Raw genomic sequence first — 13,941 nt, 5'->3', positions numbered from 1 at the left:
CACAACGCCCGCGATGCCACCCGCCCTCTCGCGATCCTCACCATCCCGTGATCAAAACCAGGACACACCGGCTTCACGCCGAAGCCCTGGCACCGCGCCTGCCAGGCGCTGAAGCCCCCGCACCCCACAAGGACCACCACTATGTCCGACACCCCCGAGTTCCGGGCGATATCCCTCGGCGCCGGAGTTCAGTCCAGCGCCATGCTCGCCCTCTCCGCCCAAGGCGTTCTTCCCAAGGTCGAGTACGCCATCTTCGCCGACACCGGCTGGGAACCGAAGGTTGTCTACGCCCACCTCGACCGTCTGGAACGGGAGATCGCCGCACCCGCAGGAATACCAGTCCTGCGCGTCTCCTCCGGCAACATCCGCAAGGACGCACTCGATCCGGATCACCGATTCGCCTCGATGCCGCTCCACATCCTCAATGAGGACGGGCGTCCGGGAATGACCCGGCGGCAATGCACCGGCGAATACAAGGTAAAGCCGATCAAAAAGAAGGTACGGGAACTCCTCGGCTACCCCTACCCCGCCCGAATCCCGAAGGGAGTCTTCGTCGAGCAGTGGGTGGGAATCTCCACCGACGAGTTCCACCGGGCCAAGGATGCCGATGTCAAGTACATGCAGAACCGGCATCCCCTCATCGATCTGGGCTGGTCCCGTGCCGACTGCGTCCGCTACCTGACTTCGATCGGCTTCGCCGGGACACCGAAATCCTCGTGTCTCGGCTGCCCCTTTCACGGCAACGCCCAATGGCGCGCCATCCGGGACCATTCGCCGGAGGAGTGGGCGGATGTCGTGGAATTCGACGCGGCGATCCGCGAAGGCAACGCGCGGGCGAACGCGAACGGGAACCGGCTGCTGGGCCAGGCGTTCCTCCATCGTTCCCGTGTCCCGCTCGGCGAGGCTCCGATCGACCATGTCACTGCCGCCGAATGGGCCGCTCTCCAGGAGGAAATCGACGGCCTGGACGCCGTCGAACTCGAGGAGGGCGTGGCCGACGGGTGCTCCCCCTGGGCGTGCCGCGGATCGGAAGTCGGGCCAGTGCAGGACGACTTCGGGCTGACCGCGTGAGGCATATCGTCCTGGACCTGTTCGCGGGTCCCGGCGGCTGGTCGGTCCCCCTGTCCCGGTGGGGAATCCGGGAGGTGGGCCTGGAATGGGACGAGTGGGCCTGCAAAACACGGGCCGCGGCCGGGCTGCTGACCATCCGCACCGACATCGCCCTCTACCCAACGTGGATCTTCTCCGGCCGGGTGCTGGGGCTGATCGCGTCCCCGCCGTGCCAGGCATGGTCCATGGCCGGCAAGCGGCTCGGCCTGCTCGACCAGCCGCTGGTGCACCAGGCGGTCACCGACCTCGCCGCCGGACGCGACACCCGCGAACAACTCCTCACCGCCTGCCGGGACGAACGATCCTTGTTGGCCGCCGAACCGATGCGCTACCTCCACGCCCTGCACCAGAGCGGCGAGCCGGAATGGGTGGCCATGGAAGAAGTCCCGCACGTACTCCCGCTGTGGCGCCAGTACGCCGCAGTGCTCCGCGGCTGGGGGTTCTCGGTCTGGACCGGGATCCTGAACGCGGCCGACTACGGCGTCCCCCAGACGAGGAGGCGGGCGATCCTCCTCGCCTCCCGCACCCGCACCGCCGCACCCCCGGCCCCGACGCACGCCGCCGTCGCCGAGCCGGAGACGCTGTTCGGGCCGGGCCGGGAACGCTGGGTGTCCATGGCTCAGGCGCTCGGCTGGGGCGCGACCGACCGGCCGGTGCCGACCGTGTGCGCAGGCGGCCCGAAGACCGGCGGGCCCGAGCCCTTCCCCTCCGGCTCCCGCAAAACCCTGGCCGATGCCCGTGACCGCGGCACCTGGGCGTCGCGCCAGGGCTCCGGCCTGGTGCTCGCCTCCCGCCGCGAAGGTGCGGGGTGGGCCGAGCGGCACGGCACCCGGGAGAACCGCCCCGCCCACGCCCCGGCCCCCACGTTCACCGCCGAGGCGCACCGCTGGTCCTGGAGTCTGCGGAACAACAACCAGTCCAACACCACCGTCCGGTCCATCGAAGAGCCGGCGGGGACCTTGTTCTTCGGGCACCGCGCCAACGAATGCGTCTGGGAAGCCGAGGCCGGTGACGGGAGCGCGGTGGAGTCGATCCGGATCACCGCAGCCGAGGCCGGCGCCCTGCAGACCTTCCCGGCCGACTACCCGTGGCAGGGCACCAAAGGCGCGCAGTTCTCCCAGATCGGCAACGCCGTCCCCCCGCGGCTGTCAGCGCACCTGCTCGCCCCGTATCTCGGCCGGACCCTCACCCGCGACGACTTCGCCCTGACGGCCTGATGCCCCAACCCTCCGCCCCCGACAAGGACTTCGACCTCGACGCCGTACCACCCGCCCCGCCGGTCCACCACGCCGAACAGGCCCTCCTCGGGGCGCTGCTGCTCGACCCGCACCGGCTCAAGACCATCGGCCCGCTGACCCCCACGCATTTCGCGAGCCCGACGCACGCCGCCGTGTTCGCGGCCATGACCGACCTCACCCCGCCCGCCCCGGCCGTCCACACGAAGGAGCCCGCGTGGATCACGGCCGTCCACGCCCGCGCCCGCAAGCAGGCACCCGGTCTGCTGCCCACGTATCTGCACACCCTGGTCAACTCCTGCCCGGTCCCCGAGCACGCGCCTGCGTACGCCCGCATGGTCCGGGCCGACCACGCCCGCCGGACCCTGCGCGCCCAGGCCGAACACCTCGTGCAGGCCGCCACCGACCCGACACTGCCCGACCCGGCCGACACCGCCCTGGCCCGCGCGGACGCCCTCGCCGCCTACCTCGACGAACTCGCCAGCCGATTCCCCCCGCACCCCGGCTCCCTGCCCCGCACCCCGCTCCCGCCGCCGCCCGAGCGCGACGGCGGGGACGAGGCGGCCTACGAGGAACGAGTCCTGCTGGCCTGCGCCGTCGCCCACCCAAAGGCCCTGACCGCGATGCGGTGGCTCCACGCCGACGACTTCACGGTCGGACTGTACGGGCGGCTGTTCCGGTGCGTCGCCCAGCTCGCACACCGCGGCGATCCGGTCGACCCGGTCACCGTGCTGTGGGAAGCCCAGCACCACGGACTCCTGGCCCCGGCCCTCCCGCCACGCGAGCTGCTGAACCTGCTGGCAACCCCCGCCGGAGCGCCGGAGCACTGGGGCGAGCGCGTCCTGCTCCGCTCCCTGCTCCACCAAACCCGCACCGCCGGACTGCAGATCACCGCCTACGCCGACGACCCGGCCAACAGCGTCCACCAACTCGTCACCGGCAGCCGCCGCGCCCTCGCCGACCTCAGCGCCTCCCGCGCCCGCTGGCACCACGCCACCCACCCAGCCCCCGCCATCCGGACACCCGCCGCCGCCCGCGCCGGCCCCCGGCCACCCCGTACAAGCCCGACCACCACCGCGCGGACCACCCGATGACCCAGAACACCCGAAGGGAACCGATGCCACACCCCGAGCCCGCTTCCCACGTCCACCTGGCCTTCCACGCGGACCACGAACCGGCGATCACTGCCACGCTGACCGGTTCGGAGCACGCCGCCGCGCGCAAGGTCCTCCTATCCCACGGCTTCCGCGACACCGCAGCCAGAGCCAGGGTGATGGTGCTGGCCCGGATCGACCGGGAGGAGCCCTACTACGCCGCTCGGGCCGCCGAAGACCTGGCCCACCACGGCTACCGGGCGACCATCGAGCCCGCCCTCCAGGAGAAGATCGGCACCGAGTGGACCTGGGGCGACTACCCCATGCCGTGGCTGGACCGCGACGAGGTCCGGGAGGTCAGCGCTGCGGCCCAGGAGATCCACGACGACATCGCCTCGGGCCGTCTCACCGTCCACCTGCACGCCCACGACGGGTGGACCACCGTCGTGGTCGGCACCCACGAGGACGGCAGCCACGTCCACCTCCACGGCGAGGACCACCTCCGGCAGATCACCGGCGTCTACGACACGGAGGCCGAAGCGGTCGCCGGCTTCCACCGGCTCTTCAGCGTTGCCGTACGCCCCGGACCCGCCCCGGCCACCGACACCGAACGCGCCGCAGCCGCAGCCCTCCGCTCCGCCGCGGCCCCGGCGAGCACCCCGGACACGGCCTGTCCCGAGCAGGCCGCGCCGGAGATCGTGCCTGCCCACGCCACCGATCGCGGTGACCACGAGGCCCTGCTGAATGCCTTCCTGGACGCCCAGGGCGAGTGGGAGAAGTGGCGGACCTGGAACGACAACTGCACCTACGCGGTCCACGAATCACAGACGCTCCGCGTCGAGTTCGACCACGAGGCCCGCCACCGGAGCGACATCGCCTGGACCGTCACCGCCTACGAGTCGCCCGTCGGGGAACGCCTGTGGCACGCCACCGCCACCGTCGGCACCCCCGTCGAGATCATGAGCACCTTCCTGGACAGCCTCGCCTCCGAGAACGCCTGGGGCGACGGCCCCACGCCGGTGACCGAGAAGACCATCGCCGAGGCCACCCGGTCTCTCGGGGACGTCGGCTGGACGCACACCGTCAACAGCCACGGGATCACCCTGACCACCCCCCGACCCCACCCGGCAGGCGTACGGTTCGACTTCCTCGCCGCCCACCCCGGACCAGCCTGGACCCTGTGGAGCGGCAACCCCGACCGGCCCGACTGGACCATCCGACTCTCCCCGTACACTCCCGCAGCCCTCCTGCAGGACCTCACCTTCGCACTCGCCCACGGCGAAGCCACCCGCACACCGCCGCCTCACCCTGAGCCCGCGCCGTTGAGCACACAGAACGTCGCCCCCGCTTCACCCCAGCGCTCTACCCCGTCACGGAGACGCTGAGCAAGCGATGCCGTACCCGCCAGGGGCGGCGGACCGGATAAGCCCGTCGAAGGCACATCGCCTGCAGGAGCAGTTGGGCGACACGCCTTCCTTCGTCGCCTTCGAGAGGTACGACACGATCGCCGTCCTCGCCGACGTACTGCGGACGCACGGCACGGACCAAGTCCGTATCGCCGCGCCTGGCCGAACGTCGCGGTCGAAGGCACCCGCGGGCAGATCCGGTTCTCCCGCACACAGGGCGGCAGCGTCTGGCAGTGGGAGGGAGTCCCGATCCAGGTCGTGGACCGGGACCCCGCAGACCCCGACCGCTTCCGCCGTCCCGCACGTCGTGCACGGCGGTTGAGGGGTCGAGGGTTCGGGGGAGTCACCGCGAGACTTCGCCGACTCCGCCGCGCGGCACGGCGATCGACCCGTCGAGCCGCAGGCCGTACGTCGCAAGTCCCTGCAACTCCAGTTCGTCGGCACCCAGATCCAGCAGCACGCGGGTGGCCGCGCCGCTGCCCGCCACCGCGCGGCTGCGCACCTCGGCGAACCGGCGGGCGGAGACCAAGTGGTGGACCAGTGCCTCGTCCGCGTGCTTGTCGCCGGCGGCGGCACGATCCGTGAGTTCGGCGATGCGGCCCTTGCGGACGAGCAGGTCGGCGAGGATGCGGGCCTCACGCTTGCCGAGCCGGCCGTCCAGGGAGACCAGCAGGTCCAGGAGTTCGTCGACGCGATCATGCTTGTGCAGGAGCTCGACCAGGGCATAGTGGGCGCGCTCTTCGCGGAGCGCCGCTGTGCCGCACCACACCTCGGCGGCGCCCGCGATGTCGCCACGCTCCTCCAGCCAGTTGCTGGCCCGGTGGCAGGCCGGGAACTCCCCCCGTTCGGCCCGCCGTTTCACCTCGTCGATCCGGCCTTGCTCGATCAGCGAACGCACGACGACTTCCTGGGCGCGGGTATCACCGCGGTCGGCGCGGGTAACGACATCGTCCCACCGTCCGAGGTCCATCAGCATGTCGGTGACGACGGCATGAAGGTCGTCGTTGCCTTCGTGGTCGCGCTCCCAGGCCTCCACGACGTCCACTGCCTGTGCCAACCGATCCGTCCCCCGCAGGAGATGCAACGAAGACCAGGGGCCGTTGCGCGATTCCCCATCCCACCGTGCGCAGATCACGACCGCGCGGTCCACGACGGACGGATCGCGCTCGCCCTCGGTGATCCAAGTCTCGATCATTCGGCTCTGCGCCACATGGGAGCCGGCCATCGCCAGGGACTCCAACTCTTCCAACCGGCCGAAGGTGTGGAGGAATTCGGCGAGGTCCCATTCCGTCAGTCCGTCGGTGGACGAACGGGCCACGTCGCGACGGAGCAACTCCTCCGCCTCCGCGGTCTCCTCGGGCGCCCCCGTCTTCAGCAGCAGGTCGAAGAGCATACGCCGGGCCGGACGGCTGGTCAGGGCGTGGCGGCGCAGGAGTGCGATGGCATCGGCGTCACGACCGTCCCGGGCGAGCAACTCCGCAGCCCGGGTGGCGGACTTCCCGTCCCCCTTCCCGGCCAGGCCCGTCCACTGCTCCACGGCGTCGTCGTGCCGGCCAGCCGCGGCCAGTTCCCGGGCGAGGGCGCGGGCCGCCTCGTCGTGGGCAGGCGCGTACCGCGCGAGCTGGGCCATCCGCTGATCGCCGTCGGGAATGCGCCGTGCCCAGTTGACCAGGAGCCGCACGGCCTCGTCGTGCCCCCGCTCCGCCCGGGCCGTGACCAGCCGCCACGCCTCGGCCGCCCGCCCGCGGGTCATCAGCAGCCGGGCCTGCGGCAGTACGCCTTCGGGGCCGGCGGCCAGATAGAACTCCTCGGCGAGTTCGTACAGCAGCCGCCACTGGGCGCTCCACCCGATCCGTACCAGGACGTGCGGGTCGTCCGTGGTCGTCAGGAACGTGCGCCAGGTGCGTTCGGGCACAGCTTCGAAGAGCCGCTGGGACTGTCCGAAGCGGAGGAGGTAGTCGGCGACGGCGTAGCCGACGACGCTGTCCGGCTCGTCGCCAGCGCACGGTGAGAGCGCGCTCGTCGTGCCGGCTGTGCTGTCCGTGCCGACCGTACTGTCTACCGGTTGGGTGGCGTAGCCGATGGCCCGCTCCCACCAGCCGTCGTCCGCCCGAGCCCATTGGGCGGAGGTCAGGTAACCGGGAGCGGCTGTGCGCAGGAACGCGGGCGTCGTGACCTCCGGGCCGCCCAGTCGGCGGGCGTCGACGGCGGCGGTGAGCACGGCGCGGCCGTACGCATCGCCCGTGCGCCAGCGTCGCTCCAGGGCCGGCGCGCCCGCGAGGGTTTGGACGATGCCGAAGTTCGAGTTCCAGTACGCGGCGGCGAGGCGCGGGTCCCGCCAGGCGACTTCCTGGGCGCGTTCTCGTTCGGACGCGCTGAACTCGTCGGGCACCACGACGGTCGTCGCCAGGTCCAGGACCTCACGGACGGCAGCAGCGGCGGATGTGTGACGGTCGTACTGCTCCGGCCACAGCGTGCCGATCACCACGGTCGGGCGCTGCGGGTCGCACAGCTCGACGAGGGCCGCCGACGACAGCGGGGCGGGGGTGTCGAGGAAGCGGCCTATGCCGTCGAGCCAGAGGATCAGCGGGTACGGGGCCGTGGGCGTCGCGCCCTGTTCCGCCAGAGCGGCCACTTCGGCGGCGTCCTTCGCACGTACCAGCCACCGGCCGGGCAGTTCGGCGCGCACGGCTTCGTACGCCGAGCGGGTCTTGCCGGTCGACGGGTTGCCGACGAGGAGCAGTACGCCGCCGCCCGAAGTCGCCACGGTGCGCAGCGTGAGGCGCAGTTCTCGGTCGTGGTCGCGGACGACGTAACCGGGGAGGTCGTCTTCGCCCGGTGCCGTGACGGACGGCTTGACGCCGAGCAGTCGCGGATGCCAGTCCTCGACACGACGTGCGCCGGGTACGGGCGGGACTGCGGGGCCAGTGATACCCGCGCCGACGAGGCCCGCCCGTAGGGCCGCCCGCCCCTGGGCCCGTACAACGCCGTCGCTGACGACGCCCGCCCGCCGCGCGGCCTCCGCGGCGTGCGCGTGCCGCCAGCCCTGCTCGTTCAGCCGCGCCTCAACGTCAGGCATCGCGACTCCGAGCTCCCTTGCGGTGTCGAGCAGTTCACGGACCACGACCAGGAAGGTGTCCACGTTCTGGGGGAAGCGCTCACCGCGCAGCCAAACGCCCACGGTCGTTTGCGACACCTGCGCCTGCCGGGCAAGGCACCGATCGGATGGCTTGCCCGCGAGCTGTTGCCGCCGGAGGACGCCCAACGCCTTCATGCGGGCGAGGAAGCCGTCCTCACCGTCGCCATCTAGCACCGCATACCCCCTCAGCTCTCTGTCCAACTGCCCTGTCCAGCCCGTCCACCGCGGGGGTGGACGCATCGAAGCGTACGGCTCTGACGAGCGGCGACGAGGTCGGCGTGTCCAAGCCGAGACGGAAGGTGGCTGGACACCGGCCCGAACGCCGATCGTCGAACTGCGCGCCACAGTCGCGTGCCCTCCCGACGGACGGGAGCTGGAACAAATAGCCGGAGGAACCGCTGTGAACCAGTTTGAGTCGCTGTCGCTGCTGACCGCGCTGTCGGTGGCGCTCAACATTGCTTTCGGGGCGGGGTGGGTCGCCCAGCGAGCCGGTGGCGGGCTGTACAACGCGACGTTGGTCGGGGGCGGCGCCGCAGGCACCGTCCTGGTCATCTTCTTCGCCGGCGTGACCGCGTTCCGTTGACCCACGGCGGCCTTCGGGTGGTGCGGACCTACGGTCGGACGCTGGGCCCGAAGCCCGTCCACCGCAGGTCCGCCGGGAGGTGGCCCATGTGTTGTACGTCACTACGCGCGGCGTCATGCCGTCCGCGTAGGCGATCGCCGTCAGCGCGATGTTCCCGCGGCTCAGCCCGAGCCAGCGCACCGGTGGCGCGTCCAGGGCGTGCCGCAGCAGCCAGGCCACCTGGAAGGCGTGCGTACGAGGACTTCGTCGGTCTCCGTCGCCTCGGCGCGCGCGACCGTTCGACGAGCGCGTCCGCGAGCCGTGCGCCCGCAGCGCGATCGTGTCCGTCGAAGAAACCGGCCCAGGGCGCAGGAATGTCCTCCGGGACGTACGGCATGTGGTCGGCGCCCGACCTAATCGCCCTCACCATCGACATCGACCTGGCCACAGAAGACCGCCCCGACTCAGCGGACCGGGCCCAACGGCCTTTCGCTCTGGCCGTGGCCGGGGGTCCCCCTGAAGAGTCCCTGACTCCGGGGCGCGCCGAGTCGCCGCGGAGCGGCGACTGGCGGACCTTCTGCGAAGCCTGTTGCCAGCGTTCCCGTGCCGTGGACCGGGTGACCCGTACTGCTCTCGGTGCGCAGGCTCGACGAGGAGTCCCACACCGCCGGACTGCGGATCACCACCTACGCCAAAGACCCAGCCAACAGCGTCCACCAGCTCGTCACCGGCAGCCGCCGCGCCCTCGCCGACCTCAGCGCCACCCGCGCCCGCTGGCACCACGCCACCCGCCCAGCCCCCGCCATCCGGACACCCGCCGCCCACGCCGGCCCCCGGCCACCCCCTACGAGTCCGGCAACGACCGCGCGGAACACCCGATGACCCAAAACACCAAACCAAGGACCCGATGCCCCACCCACGTCCACCGGCTCTACTCGGTCGCCGTACGCCCCGGCCCCACCCCGGCAGCCGACACCGGACGCGCCGCGGTCGCCGCCCTCGCCAAATCGGCCCCTGCCGGCACCCCAGACGCGGCTGCTGCCACCCCGGACGCGCCGGAGATCTGTGAACGCGGCGAGGAACATCACACCCCCAGAACCGCGCACGCGGCGAGCACGAGGATGAAGACGAGGGGATGGCGCCGCCTCTCTGCCCGTCCGGTATCCGGCAACGCTACGAGGCAGACCAGCCAACCTGGTTGGTTCTCGGGATTGGCGGGCCGGACAACGGCGAGTTAGCTCAGACCGACGGGGTCGGGCGATGATGAGCAGGCAGGCACGGTCTTCCGTTACGGCGATCAGGGACTCGACACCTCATGATCACCCGGAGGCCGTGCCTGCCTCCGCTGAAGTAGGCGGTGGCGATCCCGATGCAGACTCCGACGTCGGTGGAGACCTTCCCCGCGTGCCTCAAGAGTCTCACCCTGATGGGGGCCTGCCGGCATCGCTTGTTGGGCGGCGATTCTGCCCAGGACCGCCGCCGCGGAGATGGCTCGTGCCGCGTTGAGTCCGTCTTGCCGTTCTGCCGAGCTCCTTCCCCCTTCGAGACCGCTCCCGGCTTTCCTGTAGAGATCGCCCGTGATCATCCCCTTCATGACGAGGTTGCCTCGGATCGTTGCTTCAGGGCCGTGCGCTTACGATCGACAGCGGGACGTCCAGGCGGCCAGGACGGTGCGGACGGCGATGGTTTCGGCGTGGTCGGGGCCCAGCACGCGGGCGAAGTCGTCGATCATCGCGGCGAATTGATCTCGAGCGCCTGCGGCGTCGCCGGCCTCGCCCGTCCACTGGGCAAGGTTCTTGCGGGTCAAGAGCGTTTCGGGGTGGTCGGGGCCGAGGACCCGGTGGTAGAGCGGCAGCAGGATCGCGAACTGGTCGCGGGCGCCTGCGGCGTCCCCCGCTTGGGCCTTCCAGTAGGCGAGATTGGCGCGGGCGACGAGTGAGGCGGGGTGATCGGGGCCCGAGACGCGTTCGCGGACGGCGAGCAGGGCGGTGTACTGGACGCGGGCGGAGGCGGCGTCGCCCGCCTTGCCGGTCCACCAGGCGAGGTTGGCGCGGGCCCACAGCGTCAGGTGGTGTTCCGCGCCGAAAACGCGGCTGTGCCGGCCGAGCAGGTCGACACACATGTCGCGGGCGGCGATGGGGTCCCCGTTCTCGCCCAGCCAGCGCGCGTACTGATCGCGGCCGCTGAGGATGTCCGGGTGATCGGTGCCCAGGACACGTTCCCGGATCGGCAGGAACGCGGCGTAGTGGGCGCAGGCGCCGGCGAAGTCCCCGGTCTGACCGGTCCAGAATCCGAGGTCGGCCCAGACGGTGAGGGTGTTCGGGTGCTCCTCGCCGGACACCTCGCGCAACAGGGGCAGCAGTTCGGCGCAGATATCGCGGGCGCGGGCCCAGCCACCGGCCTGGCCTGTCCAGTCGGCGAAGCGGCCCGTCAGAGCGAGGGTCCGTCCGTCACCCGGGCCCCAGACGCCTTCGCACATCGGCAGAAGCGCCTCCAGCATGTCACGGGCAGCGGCCGGGTCACCCACCAGGCCGGTCAAGTTCGCCAGCTCCGCCCGCGCGCTGAGGGTGTCGGGGTGCTCGTCCCCGAGCCGCTCGGCGAGGTTGGTGCAGATCTCCTCCTGCACAATCTTGGCGGTCCGGAAGTCGCCGCTGGCGCCCAGGTACTCCACGAGTTTCGCAGTGCCCGGACGGCTCGGGCCGAGCGTCGAGCGGGCGTGCGGGACGAGCGCGTCGTAGTCCGGCCAGGTCTCGGGACGGAGTGGCCCATCCGGGAGGGCGGCCTCCACGAGGGTCGCCACCGAGTCGCGCCATGCCTGGCAGCGCTCGGCGGGGAGAGCATCGAGTGTGGTGGCCTGGACGAGCCGGTGGACGGAGACCGTGCCGTCGGCGAGGGGCGTGATCAGGGAGTAGCGGCGCAGCCCGAAGACCGCGTCCTCGACGGCGAGTTCGTCCTGGAGCAACGGTGCCACCAGGGCCGCGATCTCGGGGTCCTCGAGGGTGAGCGGCTCGCCGTCACCGTCGCGGGGTGCCAGCAGCAGCCTGAGCGGGATGGCGTCCGGTGCGCAGCATGCCAGCAGGCGCAGCATCGTGACGGCCGCCGGTTCGGTGCGCTCAAGCTGACGAACCGACAATTCCCAGGTGGAGGCGACGCAGCTTTCGTAGCCCCAAGGGGTCCCGCGGCGCAGCACTGCCGCGCGCTTCGCGCCGAGCTGGGCGCGGTACCAGCGCAGGGTGCGGCCGGTCGCAGCGATGTAGGAGGCGGCCTGGGCGAGCGCCAGCGGCAGTGCGCCGAGTTCGTCGGCGAGGGCGAGCGCGGCGGCCCGGTCGGTGTCGCCGGAGCGGGCCACCAGGTAGTCGGCGGCGGCCTCGCGGTCCAGCACCGGCACTTCGAGGTCCACCGGGCCGGGCCAGAGGGCGGAACGGCTGGTCAGGAGAATATCTCCGTCGCCTGCCGGGGGCAGCATGGTCCGGATCGCCCTCTCATCGGTGACGTTGTCGAGCAGCAGCAGCCACCGGTCGGTGCGGGCGGCCAAGGCTGCGTGCACCTCGGTGACCGGATCCGCGCTCTCCGCCCGGTCCTTGAGGTCGAGCGCGTCGGCGAGCCGTCCGTATTCCGCAGACAGGACGGCCGGGTCCTCGGCGCGCAGCTGCCAAACCAGACCGTACTCGTCCTGGCGCCGGTGGGCGTACTCGACTGCGGCGCTGGTCTTCCCGACGCCGCCGAGGCCGTGCAGCACGAGCAGCCGGGGACCGGGGGCCGAGGCGGGATCTGGGCCCGGAGCCGGTGCCAGCCGCGCGCCCATCGTGGCGAGCAACACGTCCCGGCCGGCCAGTCCGGGCACCCTCGGATCGAGGCGGAACGGCCGGGTGGGTACGACCCTCTGATGAATGATCGTCCGCTGGTCGATGTGCAGGTCGCCACCGACGTCCACCGTCGTCAGCTCCACCGAACGGACGTCCTGCGATGCACCCTCGGGCCCAGCGACCGGTTCGGGCGGACCGGCCGCGGCTAAGGGTGGGCAGGGGGCTCCTCGCCGGCGCGCACATTGGTGATGGTGATGTCGCCGGTGAACCTGCCCTGCCGCACGCGGACGCCGGTGCCCGAAGCAACAACGGTGTCGATGTTCAGGCTGGCGGCCTCGATGCGTTCGAGGTCGATGCCGACGGCCGGGGCGGCCTCCGGCTGGTGGCTCTTCACCTGCTCGATCAACTGCCGGGCAGCTTCGATGAGTTCGGCGTCCTCATCAGCCCCGGCGGCTGTCAGGTCTTCCTCGAGGGACTCCCGCTCGGCCTCGGACTCCGGCCGCCGCTCGACCGCCGCCACATCCACATCGGACCCGTAGCGTTCGCTGATCAGCCGCTTGAGCCCCTGATAGGCGTCCTGCACTGTCCCTGCGACGGACTCCTGCACTCCCGCCATCGCACCGAGTGCGATGGCCGACACGATTACGGTCACTGGATCCACGCTCGCAAGCCTCGCCGAGAGCCTACGACCGGTCAAGGCGATTGGCTCAGCTTGTTCTTTAACTAGCAAGATCGACCGGGTCTGCCGATGGCCTTGAGCGTCTCGGGGCGTTTGACGGTCTTGCCCACGTCGTAGCGGGGTGCGGGACGGCGGTTCTTGGTTCCGGGTGGCCGTCCGGGACCGGCACCACGAGGTTGGGGAACACGGGCCGGGCAGAGCAGGTGGGCACGGATGTTCCTCAACCCCCGGCGGACCCGGGCCGGAGTGAGGCGTTCGGGCTTGGCCGGCTTCTCCCAGGGCCAGCGGAGATCGGCAGCCAGCGGCCGGGCGAGCCTGAGCTGGGTGTGCGCGACGACCATGAGCCAGGTCCAACGGTCTGCCGCCTCGGGCGTACGCAGTTTTCGGGGTGGTCCAGCCGAGCGTCTGCGTTCCGAACCTGAAGGTGTGCCCCAGGTCGAATCTCCTCAAAAACCCCTGCCACCAGTGGTCCACGTCCGCCGGTGCAGCGCCGGTCTTCGAGGACCACAGCCAGACCGGCGGCGCCTCCCGCTCCTTGGAGAGGTGCTCAACTTTCAGACGAACCAAAGCCCCCCATAGGCGGTGGGGAGTCCGCCCTCGCGCTCCAGCCAGGCCGAGCGGCGAGTCAGCCGTGATGGACCCGTTCCCGCGCCTGGGCTTCGGCCTTTCCGTAGTTCACCGTGTCGGTGGCCGTTGTGATCGCCAGTTCGGGCCAGGTCTCGGGATTGGCGGCGACCGAGGTCCGGCGGCGGGACCTGCCACGGACACGGATGACAGGGGTGTGTCCGCGTCGGCCCCAGGTGCAGGCGACCGGCTGTGAACGATCACGTAATTCCCCGGGCCCGCCGCCACGTAATTCCCCAGGTCCTGACCTTGTTCATGTCTACTTGATCGAGGGCTTGTCTGTCTT

Annotated in this window: 9 protein-coding genes and 3 pseudogenes; 7 read left to right on the top strand and 5 right to left on the bottom strand. The window is 71.2% G+C overall.

Annotation, left to right across the window (positions count from 1 at the left end; genetic code table 11):
- Window positions 1-201: 201 nt before the first annotated feature.
- The 5 genes and pseudogenes from ACFYT4_RS35255 to ACFYT4_RS35235 form a co-directional block, all read left to right on the top strand.
- On the top strand, window positions 202-1,071 hold the full coding sequence (locus tag ACFYT4_RS35255; protein ID WP_389278720.1) for a hypothetical protein: 870 nt from the start codon (window positions 202-204) through the stop codon (window positions 1,069-1,071).
- A 5-nt stretch (window positions 1,072-1,076) separates the two neighbouring features.
- Window positions 1,077-2,327 carry a DNA cytosine methyltransferase gene (locus ACFYT4_RS35250; RefSeq protein ID WP_389278717.1) on the top strand — a complete coding sequence of 417 codons (1,251 nt, stop codon included), beginning with the start codon at window positions 1,077-1,079 and terminating at the stop codon, window positions 2,325-2,327.
- Entirely contained in the window at window positions 2,327-3,439 is a 1,113-nt protein-coding gene (locus tag ACFYT4_RS35245; RefSeq protein WP_389278715.1) for a DnaB-like helicase N-terminal domain-containing protein, read from the top strand. The genes ACFYT4_RS35250 and ACFYT4_RS35245 overlap by 1 nt, the downstream gene beginning before the upstream one ends.
- A complete protein-coding gene (locus ACFYT4_RS35240) occupies window positions 3,436-4,824 on the top strand; it encodes a DUF317 domain-containing protein (protein ID WP_389278712.1) in 1,389 nt (462 codons plus the stop codon). Before ACFYT4_RS35245 ends, ACFYT4_RS35240 begins: the two co-directional genes overlap by 4 nt.
- Window positions 4,825-4,885: 61 nt before the next feature.
- Window positions 4,886-5,139: pseudogene (locus ACFYT4_RS35235) on the top strand (amino acid ABC transporter substrate-binding protein); the annotation flags it as partial.
- Between the two features lie 49 nt (window positions 5,140-5,188).
- On the opposite strand, the gene ACFYT4_RS35230 reads toward ACFYT4_RS35235, so the two are convergent.
- Window positions 5,189-8,026 (bottom strand): hypothetical protein, encoded by a 2,838-nt coding sequence (locus ACFYT4_RS35230; RefSeq protein WP_389278710.1) that lies wholly within the window; start codon window positions 8,024-8,026, stop codon window positions 5,189-5,191.
- A 358-nt stretch (window positions 8,027-8,384) separates the two neighbouring features.
- Here ACFYT4_RS35230 and ACFYT4_RS35225 point away from each other — a divergent pair, with 358 nt between their 5' ends.
- Window positions 8,385-8,567: a hypothetical protein gene (locus ACFYT4_RS35225; RefSeq protein WP_389278707.1), complete on the top strand. Its 183-nt coding sequence runs from the start codon at window positions 8,385-8,387 to the stop codon at window positions 8,565-8,567.
- A 615-nt stretch (window positions 8,568-9,182) separates the two neighbouring features.
- Window positions 9,183-9,428 (top strand): hypothetical protein, encoded by a 246-nt coding sequence (locus tag ACFYT4_RS35220; RefSeq protein ID WP_389278705.1) that lies wholly within the window; start codon window positions 9,183-9,185, stop codon window positions 9,426-9,428.
- A 751-nt stretch (window positions 9,429-10,179) separates the two neighbouring features.
- Here the strand turns inward: ACFYT4_RS35220 and fxsT are convergent.
- The 4 genes and pseudogenes from fxsT to ACFYT4_RS35200 form a co-directional block, all read right to left on the bottom strand.
- Window positions 10,180-12,495 (bottom strand): FxSxx-COOH system tetratricopeptide repeat protein, encoded by a 2,316-nt coding sequence (gene fxsT, locus ACFYT4_RS35215; RefSeq protein ID WP_389278702.1) that lies wholly within the window; start codon window positions 12,493-12,495, stop codon window positions 10,180-10,182.
- A 62-nt stretch (window positions 12,496-12,557) separates the two neighbouring features.
- Window positions 12,558-13,004 (bottom strand): hypothetical protein, encoded by a 447-nt coding sequence (locus ACFYT4_RS35210; protein ID WP_389278699.1) that lies wholly within the window; start codon window positions 13,002-13,004, stop codon window positions 12,558-12,560.
- 71 nt (window positions 13,005-13,075) lie between these two features.
- Window positions 13,076-13,761 (bottom strand): annotated as a pseudogene (locus ACFYT4_RS35205) (transposase); the annotation flags it as partial.
- Window positions 13,759-13,845, bottom strand: a pseudogene (locus ACFYT4_RS35200) (IS630 family transposase); the annotation flags it as partial. The pseudogenes ACFYT4_RS35205 and ACFYT4_RS35200, both read right to left, overlap by 3 nt.
- Window positions 13,846-13,941 lie beyond the last annotated feature (96 nt).

It is taken from the genome of Streptomyces sp. NPDC004609, assembly GCF_042873655.1.
Taxonomy (GTDB): Bacteria; Actinomycetota; Actinomycetes; order Streptomycetales; family Streptomycetaceae; genus Streptomyces.
This window is presented reverse-complemented; position numbering and strand designations above follow the sequence as displayed.